Below are 21,997 nucleotides of genomic sequence, written 5' to 3'. Positions count from 1 at the left end.
CGTCGAACGGGTTCATCGACATCTTCACGTTGGCAATGTCCACCCCCGTGCCGTCGCCCTTCACCCTCACCTTCACGTTGTAGTCCACCACCCGCTTCACCGGGACCAGGATCTTCATGCGCTTGTGCTCCTCGGATGCAAATGAATCTCGTCTCGTTGCCGACCCCGGTTCCAGCGGCCTGCGTGAACTACGCACCCCCGGAAACGAACGGTCGTTCGATTCTAACGGCCAAAGTTGGCGCATTCCGGCCGCCTGCCCCGCAGGCCCCTACACTGCCGGCCCCCTCCCTCCGCAGTTCGCTTGCATGGTCCCCACGCCCAGGCCGGTCCGCATCGGCGTCTTCGATTCAGGGGTGGGTGGCTTGTCGGTGCTCCATGCCCTGCGCGAGGCGGCGCCTGCCGCAGCCCTCCTGTACGTGGCGGACACCGCCCATGCGCCCTACGGCGAGCGCAGCGCTGGCTTCATCGGGGAACGCACCCACCGCATCGCCGCGTTCCTGCGGGCGCGAGGGGCACAGATGCTCGTCATCGCCTGCAACACCGCGACCGCCGCCGCCGTGCAGGCGCTGCGCGCAGGCATGCCCGACTGGCCGGTGGTCGGCATCGAGCCGGGCGTCAAGCCCGCGTTGGCCCTCACGCGCAACGGCCAGGTGGGTGTGATGGCCACGCGCGCAACGCTGCAGAGCGATCGCTTCCGCGCCCTGCTGCAGCGGCTGGCGCAGGGCGCCCACGGCCCGGTGGCGTTTCATCTCCAGGCCTGCAGCGGCCTGGCGCAGGCCATCGAACAACACCCGCTGGACAGCCCTGCCGTGAAGGCGTGCGTCGCGGAGCACTGTGCCCCGCTGCGCGAGGCCGGCTGCGATGCCGTCGTCCTGGGCTGCACGCACTATCCGCTGGTGGCGCACCACATCCGCGCCGAGATGGGGCCGCAGGTGGCGCTGGTGGACACGGCGCAGGCCGTGGCCCGACGAACGCTCGCACTGGCGCAGGCCTTGCCGCCGGGCGCACCCGGCACCGCCGCCGGCAGTGTCGAGCTGTGGAGCACCGGCGACCCGTCCCGGCTCGAGGAACTGGCGCAGCGCTGGATGGGCCTGCGCATCGCCGCCCAGGTCGCACCCGTCTGAACGCGCTGCGGCCGGGTGGCGCTAATGCCGGGCGGCGCGCATGCCGCGCTGCAGGTCTACCGGCCGCAGCAACACCAGCCCCGCGATGAAGAACACCGCCGTCGACAGGATGGCGAGCCGGTGGTTGCCGGCGGTGAGCCAGGTCACCAGGCCGTAGGTCAAGGGCCCGATGATCGCCGCCAGCCGGGTGGCGAAGGTCCAGAGCCCGAAGAACTCGGCCAGCCGCTCCGCGGGCGCCAGCAGCCCCGTCAACGCGCGGCCGGCGGACTGGCTCGACCCCATGCACAACCCTGCCAGCACGGCGGCTGCCCAGAAGAGGCCCGGCGTTGTCGCCACGAACGCCATCAGCGTCATCGCGATCCATCCCACCAAGGTCGTGGACAGAGCCAGCTTGTGGCCCGCCTTGTCCTGCCAGTAGCCGAAGAGGAACGCACCCGCCGCGGATGCGATGTTGACGGCGAAGACCAGGGCCATCGTCTGCGTCTGCTCGAAGCCAAGCGCCTGCTCGGCGTAGACGGCTGCCAGCGCGATCACCACCGCGATGCCGGCCTGGTAGGCCGTTCCGCAGGCCAGAAGCCATGCGAAGTCGCGGTAGCGGCGCGCGTCGCGGCCGGTCTGCAACAGGCGGGACAGGGCCGCGCGCACGCCGCCCGCCGGCGGGCTGGCGCCTGCCGGCGCTGCGCAAGCGAGAGCCCGCTCCTTCAGCAGCGCGAAGGTCGCCAGCGAGGCCACGGCATACACGGCCGCGGTGATGAGCATCGTCACCGGCACGAACTGCGTCGCAGGCTGCCCCTGCTGCTGCGCCCACAGCACATAGCCCAATGACAGCCCCAGGGACAGCATGCCGCCGAAGTAGCCGAAGCTCCAGCCCCAGCCCGACACGCGGCCGATCGCCTCCCGCCGCGCCAGCTCGGGCAGGAAGGCCGCGTTCAAGGCCTCGCCGTACGAATAGAACACGTTGGACACCACCACGGCCACGGCCGCCAGCGCCACGTCACCCTCGCCGCACCAGGCCAGCGCGAGCGTGGCCGCGACGCAGCCTGCCGTGGTCCAGCCGAGCACCCGCTTCTTCGCCGCGCGAAGATCCGCATGGGCACCCAGTGCCGGCACGGTGACCATGGTGATCGCGCTGGACACCGCGATGCACAGCGTCCAGGCCAGCGTGGCCCAGGAAGCGCCCCGTGCGACCACGCCGACGAAGTACGCGTTGAACACGGCGGTCAGCACCACCGTCGTGTAGCCGGAGTTGGCGAAGTCGTACATCGCCCACCCGAACACCTCTCGCTTGCGAACGCCCTCGTTGAGCGCCTCTTGTGGAAACCAGCCCAAATCGCCTCCCGCCGTGGAGGGCGGAGACTAGCATCGAGGCAGACGGGGCCCGATGCGTCAGGACGGCGTCGAGCGCGCCTTGCCGCCGCGGGCGGGCACGGCCGAACCGCTGTCGAACTCGGCCATCAGGCTCTCGAACCAGGCGGCGCCCTCGGGGCTGGCATACGGGCGGAGCAGGCGCTGGGTGCTGCGGCAGGCATGGAAGACCGGCGGCTCCTCGATCACCTCGACGTCACGCACGCCGGCACCGTTGCTCTTGAGGGAGACACGGATCAGGGTGCAGGTCGGGGGATTCATGGTGGAGCGCTCCTTTGCAATCATTCTTGGCGCCCAACCCGGGGGGCCGCATCGCCCGAGCGGGGGGATGTCGCGATCACGCATCAGCGGCAGCAACTCAGCGCGCCGCCGGTACCCAACGATGCAGCCTCGGCAGCATTGCCTTGTAGGGCAGGAGCAGCAGCACGGCCATCAGCCACTTGACGCCCAGATCGCCCGCCGCCAAAGCGGCCCAGTCGAGCTCGGTGCCCGCGAACGCCAACGAAAAGAACAGCAGCGTATCGATCACCGACGCCACCGAAGACCCGACAAAGGGGGCTTTCCACCACGACTGCGCCCGCCAGCGGTTGAACACCGCCACGTCGAGGAGCTGCGACACGATGAACGCCACGCCGGACGCCACGGCGATGCGCCAAGGCGCCAGCAGCAGCGAGACCAGGACGGCGATGGCGAAGCCCATCCACGCGACGCGACGCGCGGCCTGCGGCCCCACCGCACGGTTGGTCAGGTCGGTCACCAGGTAGGCCACCGGGAAGGTGAACGCGCCCCAGGTGAGCCATTCGTTGATCGGGTATTGGACGAGGAAGTTGGAAGCGACGATGACGAGCATCATCGCGACGACGGGCCGCCACAGGCGCGCCAGATCAGACAGGTTCAGGGACATGGAAACGGCGCACGCCAGCGGTGAGAAACGCAGCCGGGAGTGTCGCTCATGGCGTCGCCCTCCCACGTCGCCCCACCACATCGCGCTCGCCGGCCGCAGGCGCCGGCCGCTATGGTTACTCAGTCCAGCCTGGCAGCGACCTGCTTGCAGATGTTGCGGCCGGTGATCGTCAGCTTCAGGCTGCCGCCGCTCCATTCGAGCCAGTTCAGCGCCACGTAGTCGTCGATGAAGCCGGGGGTGATCTCCGACGCGCGGCAGCGACGGAGCAGGTCCACCGTCTCGAGCAGCGCATTGCGCAGAGCCTCGCGCCTGAGGACAGGCGACAGCCGGGGCGATGGGGTCATCAAGGCTCCTGGGAAAGGCCCACCTTACCACCGCCGCGTGTCAGCAGAAGCCGCGATCAGCCGTAACATCGCCGCGCTTCATTGCGCAAGATCGTCGCCCGTCCAGCTTTTCAACGGAGACCCCTCGTCATGCCCTCTGTCCCCTCCCAAAGAGCCGTGGCCACCCCTTCAGACGACATCGGCAAGCTCGTCCTGCGGCTCGCCGTCGGCGTGCTGATGCTGCTGCATGGCATCTTCAAGATCGGCAGCGGCGTCGGCGGCATCGCCGGCATGTTGCAGGGCGCCGGCCTGCCGGCGTTCCTGGCGTATGGGGTCTACGTCGGCGAGGTGCTCGCGCCGCTGCTGCTGATCATCGGCGCGTGGACCCGGCTCGCCGCGGTCGTCATCGCCGTCAACATGGTGGTGGCCATCGCCCTGGCGCATGCATCGCAGCTGATGTCACTGACGCCGCAGGGCGGCTGGGCGCTCGAGTTGCAGGGCCTGTACCTGTTCGGCGCGATCGCGATCGCGCTGCTGGGGGCCGGCGGGCTCAGCGTGGCGGGTGCCAACGGCCGCTGCAACTGAACGGCCACCGCTGCACCCCAAATCGCGCGAGGGGTGCAGCGGTTACCGCACCACGAGCAGGTTGCTCACGCCCCCGAGCACGCTCCACACGCCACTGCCGAGGTGCTGGAGCTCGAGCGCATCGCCGCTCGTGCCGCTGACCTGGCCCCCCACGCCGCCCGTGGTGCCGGAGACCGACGACAGCACCGACTCGCTCTTGAACACGTAGCCGCCATCCACGCCGCGGGGCGTGGCGTAATAGACGGCATCGAGCGTGCTGGAGCCGGCGGCACTGACGGCGCCGCGGGCGACCGTCTGGACGCTCCAGGTGTAGCCGGTGTTGTTCGACGTATAGACCCGGCTGCTGGTGGCGGGCGCCACCATGCGGCGGCCGTCGGCGGACAGCGCGATCTTGCCGGTCAGCTCCGGGTACAGGCCGTCGGTGATGGTCGACTGGCGGTAGGTGCGGCCGCCGTCGGTGGACACGCGCAGGCCGATGCCGCCATCGGACGAACCCACCACCACGGTGTTGCCACTGCCGGAGATGGCCACCATCTGGATCCGGTTCTGCGGCGGGCCGTTCGTGGCATCGCTGGCGATCCAGGAAACGCCCGCGTCGTGCGACACGAAGACCGGGATGGCCGAGCAGCTGCCATTGCCATTGCCGCCGATCGCGATGTGCTGCCCGTCCGCGGAAACCGCGATGCTGCGCCAGCACGCCGACGGCGGCGCGCCGGTCGGCAGCAACGAGGTCCAGCTGACCCCGCCGTCGGTGGAACGGTACGGTGCGGTGATGCCGCCCAACGTGCCGATGGCCACCACGCCGTTCGTGTAGGCAGCCGCGTCGATCACGTCCGTCAGCAAGGTGCGCGCGGCCCAGGTGGCCCCCTCGTCGCTCGAGACATACATCCCGTTGGCCGGGTCCAGGGTGCTCACGTACATCACCTTGCCGTTCGGCGAGACGGCGACATCGCGCACGTTCGGGCCCAGCGTCGTCAGCGCCCATGTGGCGCCGCCGTCCTTGCTGACGCCCACGTCGGTCAGCCAGCGGGTGACCGCGGCCACGGTCTGGCCGCTGCTGGAGCTCGCGACGAAGGTCTCCCAGCCGACGCCGATCTGGACCGGCAGCTCGGTCCACGCCTGGCCCGACAGCGACGACCACGTGCGCAGGTCGCCGAGGTCGATCGACTGGCCGGCGGCCTGCGTGATCTTCCAGCCCACGCCGAGGCCGCCCTTCACGCGCACGATGTCCCCGATGGCCGGCGACACCGGCAGCGAGAACGCCACCTCCGTCGTCGTGTTGCTGGCGATGTAGCCCATGTGCGAGGCCATTTGCACGCTGGTGTCGCTGACGACGTTGCTCCAGGTGACCCCGGCGCCGTTGCAGACGTAGCTGGTGGCGGCCACCTCGCCTGCCGCGAGGCTGCCGTTGCGGTCGGTGTCGAGGCCGCTCGTGATGCGCGTGCCACCGTACGTGCAGCTGGCGCTGCCCAAGGGTTCGACCGCCAGCGCCACGAGGTGCGTGTAGCCGTCGGACCCCGTCGCGCCCGTGGCGCCGGTGGTGCCCGTGGCCCCGACCGCCCCGGTGCAGACATAGGCCGTCGAGCTGACCTCGGCGGCGTCGAGCGTGCCGTTGCCGTTGGCATCGGCCCCCGCGGTGATCCGCGTGCCGCCGGTGGCGCAGTGCGCGCCGGCGGGCTCGGCGGCCATCGCCGTGAGTGGCCGGGCGGGGGTGTCGCCGTTGCAGACGTACTGGGTCCCTGTCACTTCGCCGGCTTCCAGCGTGCCGTTCGTGTTCGTGTCGGGTCCGGATTCGATGCGCGTGCCGCCGCTGGGGCAGTAGCTGCTCGACGCCTCGGCCGTGGTCTTCAGCAGCGCGCTGATGCCGTTGCTGCCGTCGATGCCATTCAAACCGTCGTCGTCACACGCCGACAAGGCGGCGAGCGCGATCACGCTAAGGGCCGTGCCCCAAACCTGGTGAAACCGCATGTGGATACTGCTCCTGGAGATGCTGATGCAACACACCACGGCACCCGCCTTCCCCTGGGGAAGCCCGGGCGGTGGCCCGCGGAGAGCGTAAGGAAACAGAACGGCGGTGCGTCCTGCGAAAACAGCAGGAGATACCCGCCAGTTCGTACAGCGGCGGCCAGGTGCGCGTGCGGCCGGCAAAGTCGAAGGGCCCGGTGTTCGGGCCCTTGTCATGTAGAAGCGTTGGATCTGCCTGGTACCGGGAACGGGACTCGAACCCGTACGCCGCTTGCGCGGCAGCAGATTTTAAGTCTGCGGCGTCTACCGATTTCGCCACCCCGGCCGGCCCGGGAGCATAACGGAGCGGGCCGCTGCGCCTGCGGCAGCGGCCTCGCTCACTTGCGCTGGTTGTCGAGCGAGGGCGGCGGCGTGTAGCCCAGTTCGCGCGCGCGGGTCTCCCAGCGGGCGGCGGGCTGGGGCTGGCCGGTGCGGCGGTAGTGCAGCGCCAGCTCATAGCTCGCGATGCCGTTGCCGAGTTCGGCCGCGTACTGCATCCAGCCTTCGTAGCGCGACACCTCCGGGCCCGACTGCGCCTCGGTGCGCCACACCCGGCCGATGCGGGCCGCGGCGTCCTTGTCGCCCCGCGCGGACTTCAGCAGGTCGGCCTGGTAGTCGGCATCGGCGCCCGGCGGCATGTCGAAGGAGCGCCGGAAGAGCCGGATGTCGTTGCGCCGCAGGATGGCCGCGGCCTCCGTCGCGCCCTCCTTCACCACCTCGGCCGCACCGGCGAGCTTGCTGCCGGGGTAGCGCGCCAGGTACTGGTCGGCCTGCTTGACGACGTCGGGCGGCCAGGCCGTCGCCTGCAGCGCCGCCCAATCGCGCGCCTCGTCCTCGGTGCTGAAGCGCCCGCCCGCCGCCACCGCCGCCGGTGCCGGCCGCGGCGCCAGCAGCACCGGCTGCCGCGTGTTCTCGGCGATGAACGGGAACTGCGCAAACTGCCGGATCAGCGCCAGCGGGTGGTTGAGCATCGTGCGCTGTGTCTCCAGCTTGACCAGCCGGAACAGGTCGGAGAACGACAGCTCGCCCGAGGCGCTGGTCAGCTGGTTGACGAGCGCCGCCGTGTAGAAGGTGTTCTGCGCCTCGTTGTTCGGGGCCAGCGCCGGCCGCCCGGCGCCGGTCGAAAAGGCGATCAGGCACCCGGGCGGCGCCTCGACCTGGTTGAGCCCCTCGCCCGGCTTCAGCGCCGCACGCAGGTCGGTGCGGCAGGCGTCGATCACCGCGATCGTCAGGCCCTGCGGCCGGCCCTGCAGGCGCAGCACCACGTCGGGGCCGAGCACGATGCTGCCCTTGGCCACCGCGTCCGGCCGGCCCGGGTCGACGCCGGACGACACCAGCAGGTTCTCGGCCTCGGCCTGCACGCCGTGGCCGCTGAAATAGAAAAACACCACGGCGTCGGGCGGCGCAGCCTGCACCTCGCGCTCGAAGGCGTCGATCGCGGCCTTGCTCTGGGACGGATCCAGGTCGACGCCGGCGGTCACGCGGAAGCCGCGCTGCTCCAGCGCCGCCTGCATGTCGCGCACGTTCTTGTGCATCGACGGCAGGTCGTGCGGCGTCGGATAGACGCGGTTGCCGATCACCAGCGCGAGGCGCGTCTCGCCCCCGGCACGCGGCACCGCGGGCGTGGATGCCACAGCCGGGGCCGCGGCCGGCACGGGCACCGGCGCGGCGGGGGCGGCCGGCGGGGGGCTGCCGTAGCCGCCGTACTGCGCGCGCGCCGCGCCGCCGAACCCGGCAAAGGCCAGTGCCAGCGATTGGCAGAGCCGGCGGCGCAAGGCCTCGGGCGACGACGGAGAAAAACGCGACGACTTCACTGCACGACTTCCTGAGGGTCTTGTCCACACGCCAGGGTGGCCCCCAGCGCCTCGCATTGTTCCGGCAAACGGATGCCGTCGCTGCCCTGCGTGGCGGGCCGGCCGGGGCCGACCTCGGCGATCACGCCGGCGCGCAGCCGCACCGCCACGTTCTCGGTGCGCACCGCCTCCTCGAAACGGTCCTTGCGCGCCTGCTCCGACACCGCGGCCACCGACGACAGCGAGCCCTGCAGCTGCGGCGAGGCCGGCAGGTAGCCGTTGTAGAGCACCGGGATCTCGCTGAGCCGGCCCGCCCCGCTGTCGAAGAAGCGGTAGCCCGCCGCGCCGCCCGCGTCGGGCCCCACGAGGTACACCGCGGTGCCGCCCCGTGCGCCGCCGATCGGCAGCACCCGCACGAAGCCGGCGTCGAGGCCGTCCGTGCGCTGGCCGGTCGCGCGGCTGCCGACCTGCACGCGGATCTCGCGGTCGCCGTGCGGGTTGCCGAAGGTGTAGCGGGTGTCGGGCGCATCGAACGCCGCATCGGTCAGCTCCAGCGTCAGCCCCGGCAGCGACTGTCCCGCCCCCACGGCGAGGTTGCCGTAGGGCAGCCGGGCGGCGATCAGCCCCGGTCCCTCGGTGCGCAGCGCGCCGGCGCGCAGGTAGACCACGTCGGCCTCGATGCCGTTGGCCGCCGTGCCCTGGCCGCCGCCCACGACGATGGTGCTGCCGGCCACGCGCACCTCGTCCTGCCGCGCCGTCGGCGGCGAGCCGGGCGCGGCGTGCTGCTGCCAGGCCCGCCCGAAGTCCGCGCCGCCGGTCACCACCGAGAGGCCGCCGAGGAAGCGGTTGGCGTCCTGCTCGAGGTGCACCGAGCCGCCGTTCACCGTCCGGAAGGCGATCGCCGAGCCCTCGACGGTGTCGATCAGGCTGCCGGTCCGCTGCACGACGACGGCCTCCGACAGCGCCAGCAGCTCGCTGTTCGGCCCGAGCAGGCCCGGCTGCAGGGTGAACACCGTGGGCGCCGCGTGGGCGCGCAGGTCGAGCGTGCCGCCGGCCGCCGTGAGCCGCAAGGCCCCGTCGAGCACCAGCCGGCCGGCGTCGATGCGGCCGCCTTGCGCCAGCGTCACCGCGCCGAGCGTCAGGTCGCGGTAGGCGGTGTCCACACCGTCCACCGCGCCGTTGCCGGACAGCAGGCGCACCATGCCGGCGTCCAGCGACAGCGCCTGGCTGCCGAAGTCGTAGTCGCCTGCTTCCGCGACGATCTCCGTGGCACGCAGGGTGATCGGGCCGGCGGTGGCGGCCACCCCCAGCCTGCGCCCGAACACGAGCGCGCCCGTCGAGGCGGTGAGCGCGCCGCCCAGCGTCACCTCGCCCGCGGCCTGAAGCTCGCCCAGCGTCTCGGCGCCGCCCAGCACCAGCCCCGCACCGGCGGCCACGGCCACGCGGCCGGCGTCGGGCAGACGCTCGTCGCCCGCGGTGGCGAGCGTGCCGCCCGCCACGGCCGTGCCGCCGGTGTAGCCGTTGCCCGCCGCGGCCAGCGTGAGCCGGCCGGGGCCGGCCTGTTCCAGCGCCCCCTCGCCCGTCACGGCGGCGGTGAGCGTGACGTCGTCGGCCCGCGCAAAGCGCAGCAGCCCGCCGTTGTGCACCGCGCCGCCGCCCAGCGAGCCCGCCCTACCGCCATCGCCCACCTGCAGCGTGCCGGAGAGGATGCGCGTCGTGCCCGTGTAGCCGTTGTCCGCCACCAGGCGCAGCGTGCCGGTGCCAGCCTGCTCGAGTCCGCCGATGCCCGACACCGCACCGCGCAGCGCCACGTCGTCGCTGCGTTCGAAGCGCAGCGTGCCGGCATTGGCCACCGGCCCGGTGCCGATCGACCCGGCCGTGCCGCCGTCGCCCACGATCAGCGTGCCCGGCCCGATGACGGTGGCGCCGGTGAGCGTGTTGTCGCCCACCACCCGCAGGCTGCCGGCACCGTCGTGGGCCAGCGTGCCGGCGCCGGCCAGGCGGTTCGCGATCGCCACCGTGCCGCTGCGCGCATTGCGCAGCGTGCCGGCCAGCTCGACGTCGCCCTGCCCGAGCGATCCGCTGCTGCCGACGCCGTCGCCCAGCTGCAGCGTGCTGCCGGCGCCGATGGCGGTGCCGCCGGCGTAGGTGTTGTCCGCCGTCAGCACCAGCGTGCCGCCGCCGCCCAGCGACACGGCGCCGCTGCCGCCGATGCGGTTGGCGAGCGTCAAGGTGCCGGCGCGCTGGACCGACAGCAGGCCCTCGTTGGCCACGTCGCCGCCGCCGATCGTGCCGCCCTCGCCGATCTCGAGCACCGTGCCGGCCGCGATCTGCGTCTCGCCGGCATAGGTGTTGGTGCCGGCCAGCACGAGCCGGCCGGCGCCGGCCTGCACCAGCGTGCCGCTGCCGGTGATCGGCGCATCGACGCGCAGCGCGCTGCCGCGGTCGAACAGCAGCCGGCCGTCGTTGTGCACCGGGCCGCTGCCCAGCGAACCCGAGGCGCCGCCCACCCCCACCTGCAGCGTGCCGGCCTCCACCGTGGTGCGGCCGTGGCGGTTGTCGCCCGCCAGCACGAAGGTGCCGGCACCCTGCTTGACCAGGCCGCTCGCGGCGTCGCCGGTCAGGCTGCCGTCGAAGCGGCTGGCCCCACCCGCGCCGGTCGAGAGCACGTGGGCGCCCAGGGCCGCCGTGCCGTGCCCCGACAGGCTGCCGATCGTCTCCGCCCCGCCCAGCACCAGCGCGGCGCCAGCCCCCAGCACCACCTGCGGCAGCGCCGTCAGCCGCCCCCCACCGCCCAGCACCAAGCTGCCGCCGTCGACCCGCAGCACCTGCGCGCCGGCCGTGCCGTTCAGCGTGGTGGCACCGGTGCTGGCGAGCTCGCCGGCGCCGAGGTGCGCGTCGACCACGGCCCCGTCGAGCGCGTAGTGCGCGGCGGTGAGCGTGCCGCTCCCGTCCAGCGTGCCCTGCAGCGACAGCCGGCCGAGGGTGTCGTCGAAGGCGCCCAGCGCCAGGCGGGCGCCGCGGGCCACCTGGAGCTGCGCGCCGTCGGCGAGGCGGTCGGCGCCGCCCAGCGCCAGCGTGCCGGCGTTCACCACGACGGCCTGCGAGGCCAGCGCGCTGTCGAGCACCAGCGTGCCGCCGTCGACCATGGTGTCGCCGGTGAAGGCGTTCGTGCCGGCCAGGGTGAAGCGTGTGGCCGCGCCGAGCTTGCGCAGGCCGCCGGCGCCTCCCAGCGACCCGGCGAAGTGCGTGCTGGCCGCAGCGCCTGTCGAGAGGGTGCCGGTGAGCATGAGGCGCCCCTCGCCCGCCAGCGAGCCGATGGTCTCGTCGCCGCCGAGCACGAGGGCGGCACCGGCCGCGACCGCCACGTGCGCGGCATCGGCGAGCCGGTGGGCCGCGCCGAGCGCGAGCGTGCCGTCGGTGACGGTCACCGCCGTCGCCGCCGCACTGCCGTCGAGCACCGTCGCGCCCCGGCTGTCGAGCGTGCCCGCGCCGAGGTGGGCCTCGACCCGGGCGCCCTGCAAGGTGTAGGTCGCGGCCGTCAAGGTGCCGGTGCCCGACAGCGTGCCCGCCGCCCACAGGCTGCCCACCGTGTCGCTGAAACCGCCCAACGACAACGTGGCGCCGCCCGCGATGCGGACCGCGGCGCCGTCCGCCAGCCGGTCGGACGCGCCCAGCACCAGCGTGCCGCCGTCGACGTTCACCACCGCCGCGGCCGCCGTGCCGTTGAGCAGCGTGGCGCCGGTGCTGGCGAGCGCGCCCGCGCCGAGGTTCGCGTCGACGGTGGCGCCGCTGAGCGTGTAGGTCGCCGCCGTCAGCGTGCCGGTGCCCGACAGCGTCCCGGACAGCGCCAGGCTGCCGACGGCCTCGGAGGCGCTGCCCAGCGCCAGCGTGGCGCCTGCGGCCACCGAGACGGCCGCCGCATCGGCCAGCCGGTCCGCGGCGCCGAGTGACAGCGAGCCGTCATCGACGCGCACCACCAGCGCCGCGGCGCTGCCGTTCAGCACGCTGGCGCCCCGGCTGGCCAGCGTGCCGGTGCCGAGGTTGGCGTCGACGGTGGCGCCGCTCAGGGTGTAGCTCCCGGCCGTCAGCGTGCCGGTGCCCGCCAGCGTGCCTGCCAGCGCCAGGCTGCCCACCGCGTCGCTGGACGTGCCCAGCGCCAGCGTCGCGCCCGCGGCCACCGTGACGGCCGCGCCGTCGGCCAGGCGGTTCGAGGCCCCCAGCGCCAGCGTGCCGCCGCCGATGTGGACCGTGCCCGCGGCCGCGGTGCCGTTCAGCGTCGAACTGCCGGTGCTCGTCAGCACGCCGGCGCCCAGGCCGCCGCTGGCGCTGACCGTGCCGCCGTCCAACGCGTAGGTGGCCGCCGTCAACGTGCCGTTGCCCAGCGTGCCCGACAAGGCCAGGCTGCCCACCGTGTCGGCAAAGCCCCCCAGCGACAGCACCGCACCCCCGGCCACGGTGACGGCGGCCGCGTCGCCCAGCCGGTTCGCGCCGCCCAGCGCCAGCGTGCCGCCGTCGACGTTCACCACCGCCGCGGCCGCCGTGCCGTTGAGCAGCGTGGCGCCGGTGCTGGTGAGCGTGCCTGCGCCCAGGTTCGCGTCCACGATGGCACCGTTCAGCGTGTAGCTCGCGGCCGTGAGCGTGCCGGTGCCCGCCAGCGTGCCCGACAGGTCCAGGCTGCCCAGCGTGTCGTTGAAGCCGACCAGGTCCAGCGTGCCCGCACCCGCCACCCGCACGGCCACACCGTCCCCGAAGCGGTGGTCGGCGCCCAGCCGCGCGGTGCCGCTGCCGCTCACCTCGAACCGGCCCACGCCCACCGCCTGGCCGATCGTCATCACGCCGCTGCCGGCATGCTCCACCGTGCCGTCGCCGCTCACCGCGCCCAGCGCCACCGGGCCGGCCACGTCGTAGCGCAGCGTCGTGCCCGCGGCCACCGTCGTGCTGCCGCCGAGCGAGCCGCCCGCGCCGCCGTTGCCCACCGACAGCACGCCGCTGCGCACCGCCGCCGTCGTGACGTTGGCTTGGCCGGTGATCCGCACCGCGCCGTCGCTCGTCAACGCCCCGGCACCCAGGCCGGCCTGCACCTGCGCGCCGTCCAGCGCGTAGGTCGCGGCCGTCAGCGTGCCGGTGCCGGCCAACGTGCCTGCCAGCGACAGGCTGCCCACCGTGTCGCTGGACGTGCCCAGCGCCAGCGTCGCGCCCGCGGCCACCGTGACCGTTGCCGTGTCGGCCAGGCGGTCCGCAGCGCCCAGCGCCAAGGTGCCGCCGTCGATGTGGACCGAGGCTGCGGCCGCGGTGCCGTGCAGCGTCGAACTGCCGGTGCTGGTCAACACGCCGGCGCCCAGGCTCGCGTGCACGGTGCCTCCGCTCAACCCATAGGCGGCGGCCGTCAGCGTGCCGGTGCCGGCCAGCGTGCCCGCCAGCGACAGGCTGCCCACCGTGTCGGCAAAGCCACCCAACGACAGCGCCGCGCCATCGGCCACCGTGACGGCCGCGCTGTTGGCCAACCGGTTCGATGCACCCAGCGCCAGCGTGCCACCGTCGACGTTCACCACCGCCGCGGCCGCCGTGCCGTTGAGCAGCGTGGCGCCGGTGCTGGTGAGCGTGCCTGCGCCCAGGTTCGCGTCCACGGTGGCGCCGTTCAGCGTGTAGCTCGCGGCCGTGAGCGTGCCGGTGCCCGCCAGCGTGCCCGACAGGTCCAGGCTGCCGACCGTGTCGCTGAAGCCGGCCAGGTCGAGCCGGCCCGCGCCTGCCACCCGCACGGCCACGCCGTCCCCGAAGCGGTCCGCCGCGGCCAGCCGCGCGGTGCCGCTGCCGCTCACCTCGAACAGGCCCACGCCCACCGCCTGGCCGATCGTCATCACGCCGCTGCCGGCATGCTCCACCGTGCCGTCGCCGCTCACCGCGCCCAGCGCCACCGGGCCGGCCACGTCGTAGCGCAGCGTCGTGCCCGCGGCCACCGTCGTGCTGCCGCCGAGCGAGCCGCCCGCGCCGCCGTCGCCCACCGACAGCACGCCGCTGCGCACCGCCGCCGTCGTGACGTTGGCTTGGCCGGTGATCCGCACCGCGCCGTCGCTCGTCAGCGCCCCGGCACCCAGGCCGGCCTGCACCTGCGCGCCGTCCAGCGCGTAGGTCGCGGCCGTCAGCGTGCCAGTGCCGGCCAGCGTGCCTGCCAGCGACAGGCTGCCCACCGTGTCGCTGGACGCGCCCAGCGCCAGCGTCGCGCCCGCGGCCACCGTGACGGCCGCGCCGTCGGCCAGGCGGTTCGATGCGCCCAGCGCCAGCGTGCCGCCGTCGACGTGGACCGTGCCCGCGGCCGCGGTGCCGTTCAACGTCGCGCTGCCGGTGCTCGTCAGCACGCCGGTGCCCAGGCCGCCGCTGGCAGCGACCGTGCCGCCGTCCAGCGTGTAGGCGGCCGCCGTCAGCGTGCCGTTGCTCAGCGTGCCCGACAAGGCCAGGCTGCCCACCGTGTCGGCGAAACCGCCCAGTGCCAGCGTCGCCCCGCCGGCCACCGTGACCACCGCGGTGTCGGCGAGCCGGTTCGGGCCGCCGCCCAACGCCAGCGTGCCGCTGGCCACGTCGACCGTCGAGGCGGCCGAGGTGCCGTCCAGCGCGCTCAGGCCCGTGCTGGTCAGGGTGCCGGTGCCGAGCCCCGCGCTGACATGGACCGTGCCGCCCGCCAGCGCATAGGTGGCGGCCGTCAGGGTGCCGTTGCTCAGCGTGCCGGCGAGCGACAGGCTGCCGACCGTCTCGTCGAAGCCGCCGAGGGCCAGCGCCGCGCCGGCGGCCACCGTGACGGCGGCACCGTCGGCCAGCCGGTCGGCCGCGCCCAGCGTCACGGTGCCGCCGTCGATGTCGATGGCCGTGCCGGCGAGCGTGCCCATCACGTTGGCCGAGCCGCGCAGCACCACGCTGCCGCCCTGCACCGCGGCGTTGATCCCGTTCGCCACGCTGCTGCCGTGGTTGTCGATCAGCACCTGGCCGCCGGCGGCCGTCAGCGCCGCATCCACCACCACGCGGCCCGAGCCGCTGGCGGGCCCGCCGCCGTCGTTGGCATGCAGCTGGAGGCCGCCGGCCACCGAGACCGGCGCATTGACGGCAATGCTGTTGCCGGCCCGCAGCGTCAGCGCCCCCGAGTTGGCGCTGACGGCTGCACCGACGGTGATGTTGTTGCTCGCCTGCAGTTCCACCGACGTGCCGCCGCCCGCCTGGAGCTGCGCGACCACGGCGGCCGCGGTGATCTGGCTGCCGGCACCGGGCGCATCGGCAAAGGCCAGCAGGGGCGACGACAGGTCGTCGCCCGCCGTCGCGTCGCCGTTGAGGTTCGCGGTGCCGCCGATGGTCAGGTTCAGCGGATCGAGCAGCAGCCGCCCGGCCGCCCCGGCGGGCGCCCCCAGGTCCGCCACGCCGGCGTAGTCGAGGAACTGCTTGCCCGACACCTCGGCGAAGCCGCCGTCGCCGCCCGCCGCACCGCCGCGGGCGCTGAGGTGCCCGGCGAAGCGCGTCGCCTCGTCGGACCAGACGATCACCCGCCCGCCGTCGCCGGCCGCCATTGCGTCGGCCCGCATCGTGGCGCCCTGCAGCACCGCGACGCGGCTGGCGTTGCGCACGCTGCCGTTCGCGCCCTGGAAATCGCCGCCGATGCGCAGGCTGCCGCCGCCGGCCGCGCCCGAGGCGTCGACCCGGGCCGCGGCATCGAGCAGCACCCGGTCGCCGAGCACGTCGACCGCACCGCCCTGCGCGCCGGCCTGCAGGCCGGTCGCATCGATGCGGCCGGCCACGCGCACGATGCCGGTGCCGCCGCCGTCGATCACCACGCGGCCCTCGCGCACGCCCAGCGTGCGCGCCTGCACGATGCCTTCCATATTGAGCACCGTGTCCGCAAAGCCCGCGCGTGCCGCAGCGCGCAGCTCCGCATGGCCGCCGTCGGCCTGCAGCGCGCCCAGCACCTCGAGCCGCGCCGCGGCCTGCTCCCCGCGCATGTTGAAGAAGACCAGCCCGTCGCCGTCGACGTCGACCGTCACCGCCTCGGCCGCCGCCAGCCCGATGCGCGGCGCCGCGATGCGGCCGGTGGGGGCCACCGCCAGCGCCGGGGCGACGAGCGCCACCGTGCCCGCGGCGCGGATGTCGCCGGCCACCTCGATCGCGCCGGGCGCCTCGCTGCCGCGCGAGAGATCGAAGCGCCCCGCGCGCAGCGCGGCATCGTCGATCGACAGCGTCGTCGCCACGAGGCCGCCCACGTCCACCTGCCCGCCGGCACCGAAGATGATCCCGCGCGGGTTGCTGAGGTAGACGCGGCCGTTGGACTGCAGCTGCCCGAGCAGCACCGACGGCGATCCGCCGACCACGCGGTTGAGCAGCACCGCCTCCGCGCCCGGCTGCTCGATGCGCACCGTCTCGTGCCGGCCGATGGAGAAGTGCTGCCAGTCGATCGCCGCCTTCTGCGTCGTCTGGATGATCTCGGTGCGCGACGGCGCCGTCACGATCGAGGCCTCGCCGCCCACCACGGTCCCGCCCTGCGGCAGGGCCCCGGCGGCGCCGCAGGCCAGCAGCGCCGCGGCCGCGCACACCGGGCGCAACACGGGCCACCCGGGCTGCTGCGCGGGGCAGCCCGCACGGGAAGCTGCACGGCGTGTGGCGGAGCGGCGCAAGGAAGGCATCACGGGAACCTCTTCAAGAACAGCCGAAGGGCAGCGCGTCAGAACACGCGGGTGAGCTGCAGGTACAGGCGGGGATCGCGTTCGCGCGGATCCCCGCGCGGATCGCCGGCCAGCGGCGTGGCCAGGCTCGCCCGCAGCGCCCACTGCCGCGGGCGCTCCCACGAGACGGACACGCCGGCGCCCGAGAAGCTGCGCGATTCGCCGCCGTCCGCGCCGGGGCGCAGCCCGCGGCGGCCCGCGTCGTAGAACAGGCCGAACACCAGCTCGCGGGCCAGCGGCCCCAGCCAGGACTCCGGCGGCAGCAGCCGCAGCTCGGCCGTCATCACCGCGCCGCGGTCGCCGGTGGCCTCGCCGGCCGCGAAGGCGCGCACGGCATCGGGGCCGCCGAGGCGGAACTGCTCGGTCGTGTCGAGCCGGTGGCCGGTGAGCTGGCCGCGCAGCGCGAGGTACAGCAGCAGCCGGTTGTCGACGAGGTTCTGCAGCCGGTTGATCGAGAACATCAGCTTCACGTGGTCGGCGTCATCGTCGAGCTGGCTGCTGCGCCCGCCCTCGTAGCGCACGCTGCCGGCCGACACGTTCAGCTCGTAGGCGTTGACGGCCCCGCTCAGCCAGGCGTCGCGGAAGTCGCCGGTGATGCCGGCGGTCAGGCTGTGAACGGTCTTGCGGGTCACCGAGGCGGTGACGTCCTGCCGGTCGACGTAGCGCTTGTATTCCAGCGAGGCCAGGCCGAAGAGGTTCAGGTTGCGCGAGCGCACCCAGGGGTAGAGGCCGTAGGCCGTGACGTTGAGCGCGCTGCCGTTGAGGCCGAGGTCGAAGGTCGCGCTGTCCAGCGCGTAGTCGACGGTGGACACCGTGGCCCCGAGCTTGAGCCCGCTGCTGCCAACGGGCGACACGTAGCCCAGCAGCGCGAAGCGCAGCCCGTTGCCGAACGAGCTGAGCGCGGTGGCGGTGAAGCCGTCGCCCCGGCCGAAGGGGCTCGCGTACAACGCCACGGCGCCGATGCGCTCGGTGCCGAGGAAGCGGGAGCCGTTGAGGTCCACGTCCACCTTGCCCGACCAGCGCGCCTCGGCCTGCGGGGTGACGACGAGCATCGCGGTGCCGGGCCGCGACCCCGCTGCCACGTCGAAGCGCGCGTTCATGCCGCGCAGGTCGTTGACCAGGAACACCACGCGCTCCACGTTGCGCACGCGCAGGATGTCACCCGGCTTCAGGTGCGAGAGGTACGCCTCCACCACCTCGCGCCGCACCGGCACCCGGTCGTCCCAGCGCAGCTCGACGCGGTCGAGCCGGCCTTCCAGCACCGCGATCCGCACCACGCCGCCCTCCGGCGCCTGCGCCGGCAGGTAGGCATAGCCCAGGTAGTAGCCGAGTTCGCGCTGCAGGAAGCGCGTGACCTCGGTGGTGGCGTTGACGAGGTCTTCGTACGAGCGCGCCCGGCCGACGTAGGCCGCCGTCAGCGCGGGCAGCGCGGCGCGCAGTTCAGGCGGCGCATCCGGCGCCACCTCGTAGGCCACGACGTCGAGCAGCACCTCGTCCTGCGGCTTGGCCAGCTCGCGCGGCACGGGCCGCGGCGGCAGGCTGGCGGCATCGCCGGGCGTCGGCGCGATGCGCGGTGCCAGCTCCGCCGGCGTGGGCACCACCCGGTCGGCCTGCGCCACGGACAAGGCGCTCCAGCACACGCCGGCACACAGCCCCGCCCACGAACGCCACGCCTGCCCCCGCCCGGCCGCCCCACGCCGTCCGGGTCGTTCCGCCCCTCGCAACATCGCCCCCCCGACGCCGGCATCACTTCGCCGGCGGCGGATAGTAGCCAACGACTTCACACTATTTGCACCAGGAGGCTCGATGAGTGCCCTAAACCACACTTGGCGCTTTTCATAGCCCCTGAACGCTGCGACACTCGCGCCTCGCTGGTGAGCCATGCAAATACTGCATGTTGTTGTTGACAACACACCACACAACAATTCAGAAAAAGTCGAGAGCGGACCGGGCATGTTGGGGATGCAGAGGTGAGCGACGTTTTCACGGGCACCAGCGCCATCGAAGGATGGCTGCAGCCTTTGTCCGAAGAGAACGCGCCCTGCGGGCCCGACCTCGAATACGACAACGATTTCCTGGCGCTGAACCAGTCGGCCGCCGGCAAACCTGAAACCCAGTTCGAAGCCGCCGTGCCGCCCGACTGGCGCGTGGTGCGCGCCGAGGCCGAAGCGCTGATGGAGCGCACACGCGACCTGCGCGTGGCCGTGCTCTGGGTCCGCGCCTGCACGCACCTCGAAGGCTTCGCCGCGGTGCCCGAGGGCCTGCGCCTGCTGCATGGCCTGCTCGAGACCTTCTGGGAAACCCTGCACCCGCTGCCCGACCCCGACGACGGCGACCCCTACGCGCGGATGAACGCGCTCGGCGTGCTGCGCGAGTCCGACGGCCTCGTGGGCGACGTGCGGCGTGCGCTGCTGTTCAGCCAGCGGGGCGTCGGCGAGGTGCGGGTGCGCTCGGTCGAGGTGGCGCTCGGGCTGATGCCGGCCCGTGACGGCGAGCCCGCCTACACCCGCGACCAGCTCGGCCAGATGCTGGGCGCGGCCGTCGCGCAGGATCCGGCGCTCAGCCAGCTGCCCGCGCAGGCGATGGCCCACCTCAAGACGCTGTCCGCACTGGCCAACGACCGGGCGGGCATCGAGTCCGCACCGGACCTGAAGCCGCTGCAGTCGCTGCTGCACACGCTGGTCGGGGTGATGCCGGCGCCCGCCGCGGCCCCCGACGCCGGGGCCGACGGCGAGGCTGCGGCCGACGAGGCCGGCACCGAGGCCGCCCCCGGCGCCGCGCGCGCCGCACCGGCCCGCGGCCTGTCGGGCACGGTGGCCACGCGCGAGGATGCGCTGCGTGCCATCGACATGGTGTGCGAGTACCTGGAGCGCACCGAACCCACGAGCCCCGCACCCTTGCTGTTGCGCCGGGCCCGCCGCATGATCAACCGCAATTTCCTGCAGCTGATGAAAGAGCTGGCTCCCGATTCGCTGGCCGAAGTGGCCCGTGTGATGGGCGTCGATCCCGACAGCGTGCAACTGGACGATGAGTCCGCATAAGGGCGCCAACGCCCGGCCGTTCAACCAAGGAGTCCATCATGGGTAGCAGCCAGAAGTTCATCGCCCGCAACCGGGCACCGCGAGTGCAGATCGAATACGACGTCGAGGTCTACGGTGCCGAGAAGAAGGTGCAGCTGCCCTTCGTGATGGGCGTGCTGTCCGACCTGTCGGGCAAGCCGGCCGACCCGCTCGCACCGGTCGCCGACCGCAAGTTCCTCGAGATCGACGTCGACAACTTCGACGCCCGCATGAAGTCGATGAAGCCGCGCGTGGCCTTCCAGGTGCCCAACACCCTGACCGGCGAAGGCAACATCAGCGTGGACCTGACCTTCGACAGCATGGACGACTTCTCGCCCGCCGCCGTGGCGCGCAAGGTCGACTCGCTCAACAAGCTGCTGACCGCCCGCGAGCAGCTGCAGAACCTCGTCACCTACATGGACGGCAAGGGCGGCGCCGAGGAACTGATCGCCAAGGTGCTGGCCGACCCGGCACTGCTCGGTTCGCTGGCCACCTCGGCCAAGCCGGCCGAAGAAGGCGGCGCGGCCTGACGGCCGGCCCTCCCAGCGCATCCGAATCCTGGAGTCACCATGGCAGAAGCCCAAACCAGTTCCGCATTGGCTGCAGTCAGCCTCGAAGGCAGCGACCTCGCATCGCTGCTCCAGAAGGAATTCAAGCCCAAGAGCGACGAGGCCAAGAGCGCCGTCGAGCAGGCCGTCCAGACGCTCGCTCAGCAGGCGCTGGCGCAGACGCAGCTGATCGGCAAGGACACCGTCAAGTCGATCGAGGACATGATCGCCGCGATCGACAAGAAGCTGTCGGAGCAGATCAACCTCATCCTCCACCACGCCGACTTCCAGAAGCTCGAAGGCGCGTGGCGCGGCCTGCACTACCTCGTCAACAACACCGAAACCGACGAGATGCTGAAGATCCGCGTGATGAACATCAGCAAGCAGGATCTCGGCAAGACCCTCAAGCGCTACAAGGGCACGGCCTGGGACCAGAGCCCGCTGTTCAAGAAGCTCTATGAGGAGGAATTCGGCCAGTTCGGCGGCGAGCCCTTCGGCTGCCTGGTGGGCGACTACCACTTCGACCAGAGCGCCCCCGACGTCGAGCTGCTCGGCGAGATGGCCAAGGTCGCCGCGGCCGCGCACGCGCCCTTCATCACCGGCGCCTCGCCCAACGTGATGCAGATGGACTCCTGGCAGGAACTCGCCAACCCGCGCGACCTGACCAAGATCTTCACCACGCCCGAGTACGCCGCCTGGCGCTCGCTGCGGGAATCCGACGACTCGCGCTACCTGGGCCTGGCGATGCCGCGCTTCCTGTCGCGCCTGCCGTACGGCGCGCGCACCAACCCGGTCGAGGCCTTCAACTTCGAGGAAGACACCGGCGCGGCCGACCACAGCAAGTACACCTGGGCCAACGCGGCCTACGCGATGGCGACGAACATCAACCGCTCCTTCAAGGAGTACGGCTGGTGCTCGCGCATCCGCGGCATCGAGTCGGGCGGCGCGGTCGAGGGCCTGCCCACGCACACCTTCCCGACCGACGACGGCGGCGTCGACATGAAGTGCCCCACGGAGATCTCGATCTCCGACCGGCGCGAGGCCGAACTGGCCAAGAACGGCTTCATGCCGCTGGTGCACCGCAAGAACAGCGACTTCGCCGCCTTCATCGGCGCGCAGTCGCTGCAGAAGCCGGCCGAGTACGACGACCCCGACGCCACCGCCAACGCCAACCTGGCCGCGCGCCTGCCGTACCTGTTCGCGACCTGCCGCTTCGCGCACTACCTGAAGTGCATCGTGCGCGACAAGATCGGCTCGTTCAAGGAGCGCGACGAGGTGCAGCGCTGGCTGCAGGACTGGATCCTGAACTACGTCGACGGCGACCCGGCGCACTCCTCGGAGCAGACCAAGGCGCGCAAGCCGCTGGCGGCCGCCGAGGTGGTGGTGGAGGAGGTCGAGGGCAACCCCGGCTACTACACCTCCAAGTTCTTCCTGCGGCCGCACTACCAGCTCGAAGGGCTGACGGTGTCGCTGCGGCTGGTGTCCAAGCTGCCCTCCGCCAAGGCCGGCTGAGCACCCGACCCCTTCCCTTTCCAGAAGTCAGTACGCAGGCCTCCTGGCAGCTGCACGGGAGGGCGTCCGTCCATTCAGCGG

The 21,997-nt window shown here is 72.9% G+C and carries 13 protein-coding genes, 1 tRNA gene and 1 pseudogene; 5 read left to right on the top strand and 10 right to left on the bottom strand.

What is annotated here, in order from left to right; translation table 11 throughout:
• A pseudogene (locus V4F39_RS09595) lies at positions 1–118 on the bottom strand (electron transfer flavoprotein subunit beta/FixA family protein); the annotation flags it as partial.
• A gap of 187 nt (positions 119–305) precedes the next feature.
• Between V4F39_RS09595 and murI the strand changes: the two are divergent.
• Complete coding sequence (gene murI, locus V4F39_RS09590) at positions 306–1,124, top strand: glutamate racemase (protein ID WP_332289102.1); 819 nt, start codon at positions 306–308, stop codon at positions 1,122–1,124.
• Between the two features lie 21 nt (positions 1,125–1,145).
• On the opposite strand, the gene V4F39_RS09585 is transcribed toward murI, so the two are convergent.
• The 4 genes from V4F39_RS09585 to V4F39_RS09570 form a co-directional block, all read right to left on the bottom strand.
• Positions 1,146–2,453 (bottom strand): MFS transporter, encoded by a 1,308-nt coding sequence (locus V4F39_RS09585; RefSeq protein WP_332289101.1) that lies wholly within the window; start codon positions 2,451–2,453, stop codon positions 1,146–1,148.
• A gap of 57 nt (positions 2,454–2,510) precedes the next feature.
• Positions 2,511–2,750 (bottom strand): hypothetical protein, encoded by a 240-nt coding sequence (locus V4F39_RS09580; RefSeq protein ID WP_332289099.1) that lies wholly within the window; start codon positions 2,748–2,750, stop codon positions 2,511–2,513.
• Positions 2,751–2,847: 97 nt separating this feature from the next.
• Positions 2,848–3,393, bottom strand: coding sequence for a queuosine precursor transporter (locus V4F39_RS09575; protein WP_332289098.1), 546 nt, complete (start codon positions 3,391–3,393; stop codon positions 2,848–2,850).
• Between the two features lie 119 nt (positions 3,394–3,512).
• Positions 3,513–3,737, bottom strand: a complete 225-nt coding sequence (locus tag V4F39_RS09570) for a hypothetical protein (protein ID WP_332289097.1) — start codon at positions 3,735–3,737, stop codon at positions 3,513–3,515.
• A gap of 129 nt (positions 3,738–3,866) precedes the next feature.
• Here V4F39_RS09570 and V4F39_RS09565 point away from each other — a divergent pair, with 129 nt between their 5' ends.
• Positions 3,867–4,301, top strand: a complete 435-nt coding sequence (locus V4F39_RS09565) for a DoxX family protein (protein WP_378235060.1) — start codon at positions 3,867–3,869, stop codon at positions 4,299–4,301.
• A 42-nt stretch (positions 4,302–4,343) separates the two neighbouring features.
• On the opposite strand, the gene V4F39_RS09560 is transcribed toward V4F39_RS09565, so the two are convergent.
• From V4F39_RS09560 to V4F39_RS09540, 5 genes are all read right to left on the bottom strand, one after another.
• Complete coding sequence (locus V4F39_RS09560; protein WP_332289093.1) at positions 4,344–6,233, bottom strand: WD40/YVTN/BNR-like repeat-containing protein; 1,890 nt, start codon at positions 6,231–6,233, stop codon at positions 4,344–4,346.
• Between the two features lie 269 nt (positions 6,234–6,502).
• Positions 6,503–6,591, bottom strand: a tRNA-Leu gene (locus V4F39_RS09555).
• Positions 6,592–6,643: 52 nt separating this feature from the next.
• Positions 6,644–8,119, bottom strand: coding sequence for a caspase family protein (locus V4F39_RS09550; protein WP_332289091.1), 1,476 nt, complete (start codon positions 8,117–8,119; stop codon positions 6,644–6,646).
• Positions 8,116–16,758 carry a two-partner secretion domain-containing protein gene (locus tag V4F39_RS09545; protein WP_332289121.1) on the bottom strand — a complete coding sequence of 2,881 codons (8,643 nt, stop codon included), beginning with the start codon at positions 16,756–16,758 and terminating at the stop codon, positions 8,116–8,118. Before V4F39_RS09545 ends, V4F39_RS09550 begins: the two co-directional genes overlap by 4 nt.
• Positions 16,759–16,796: 38 nt before the next feature.
• Positions 16,797–18,416, bottom strand: coding sequence for a ShlB/FhaC/HecB family hemolysin secretion/activation protein (locus V4F39_RS09540; protein WP_332289090.1), 1,620 nt, complete (start codon positions 18,414–18,416; stop codon positions 16,797–16,799).
• 351 nt (positions 18,417–18,767) lie between these two features.
• Between V4F39_RS09540 and tssA the strand changes: the two genes are divergently transcribed.
• The 3 genes from tssA to tssC are packed head-to-tail and all read left to right on the top strand — an operon-like array spanning position 18,768 to position 21,916.
• On the top strand, positions 18,768–19,838 hold the full coding sequence (gene tssA, locus V4F39_RS09535; RefSeq protein WP_332289089.1) for a type VI secretion system protein TssA: 1,071 nt from the start codon (positions 18,768–18,770) through the stop codon (positions 19,836–19,838).
• A gap of 35 nt (positions 19,839–19,873) precedes the next feature.
• Positions 19,874–20,386, top strand: a complete 513-nt coding sequence (gene tssB / locus V4F39_RS09530; protein ID WP_332289120.1) for a type VI secretion system contractile sheath small subunit — start codon at positions 19,874–19,876, stop codon at positions 20,384–20,386.
• Positions 20,387–20,425: 39 nt separating this feature from the next.
• Complete coding sequence (tssC, locus tag V4F39_RS09525; protein WP_332289088.1) at positions 20,426–21,916, top strand: type VI secretion system contractile sheath large subunit; 1,491 nt, start codon at positions 20,426–20,428, stop codon at positions 21,914–21,916.
• Positions 21,917–21,997 lie beyond the last annotated feature (81 nt).

The organism is Aquincola agrisoli (assembly GCF_036621135.1).
GTDB classification, from domain to species: domain Bacteria; phylum Pseudomonadota; class Gammaproteobacteria; order Burkholderiales; family Burkholderiaceae_C; genus Aquincola; species Aquincola agrisoli.
The sequence above is the reverse complement of the archived record's forward strand: the minus strand, read 5'-3'. Positions and strand labels throughout refer to the sequence as shown.

Excerpts from the sequence above, each read along its gene's own strand:
- murI (WP_332289102.1), top strand. The coding sequence starts at position 306 with ATGGTCCCCACGCCCAGGCCGGTCCGCATCGGCGTCTTCGATTCAGGG.
- V4F39_RS09580 (WP_332289099.1), bottom strand. The coding sequence starts at position 2,750 with ATGAATCCCCCGACCTGCACCCTGATCCGTGTCTCCCTCAAGAGCAAC.
- V4F39_RS09575 (WP_332289098.1), bottom strand. The coding sequence starts at position 3,393 with ATGTCCCTGAACCTGTCTGATCTGGCGCGCCTGTGGCGGCCCGTCGTC.
- V4F39_RS09570 (WP_332289097.1), bottom strand. The coding sequence starts at position 3,737 with ATGACCCCATCGCCCCGGCTGTCGCCTGTCCTCAGGCGCGAGGCTCTG.
- V4F39_RS09565 (WP_378235060.1), top strand. The coding sequence starts at position 3,867 with ATGCCCTCTGTCCCCTCCCAAAGAGCCGTGGCCACCCCTTCAGACGAC.
- V4F39_RS09545 (WP_332289121.1), bottom strand. The coding sequence starts at position 16,758 with ATGCCTTCCTTGCGCCGCTCCGCCACACGCCGTGCAGCTTCCCGTGCG.
- tssC (WP_332289088.1), top strand. The coding sequence starts at position 20,426 with ATGGCAGAAGCCCAAACCAGTTCCGCATTGGCTGCAGTCAGCCTCGAA.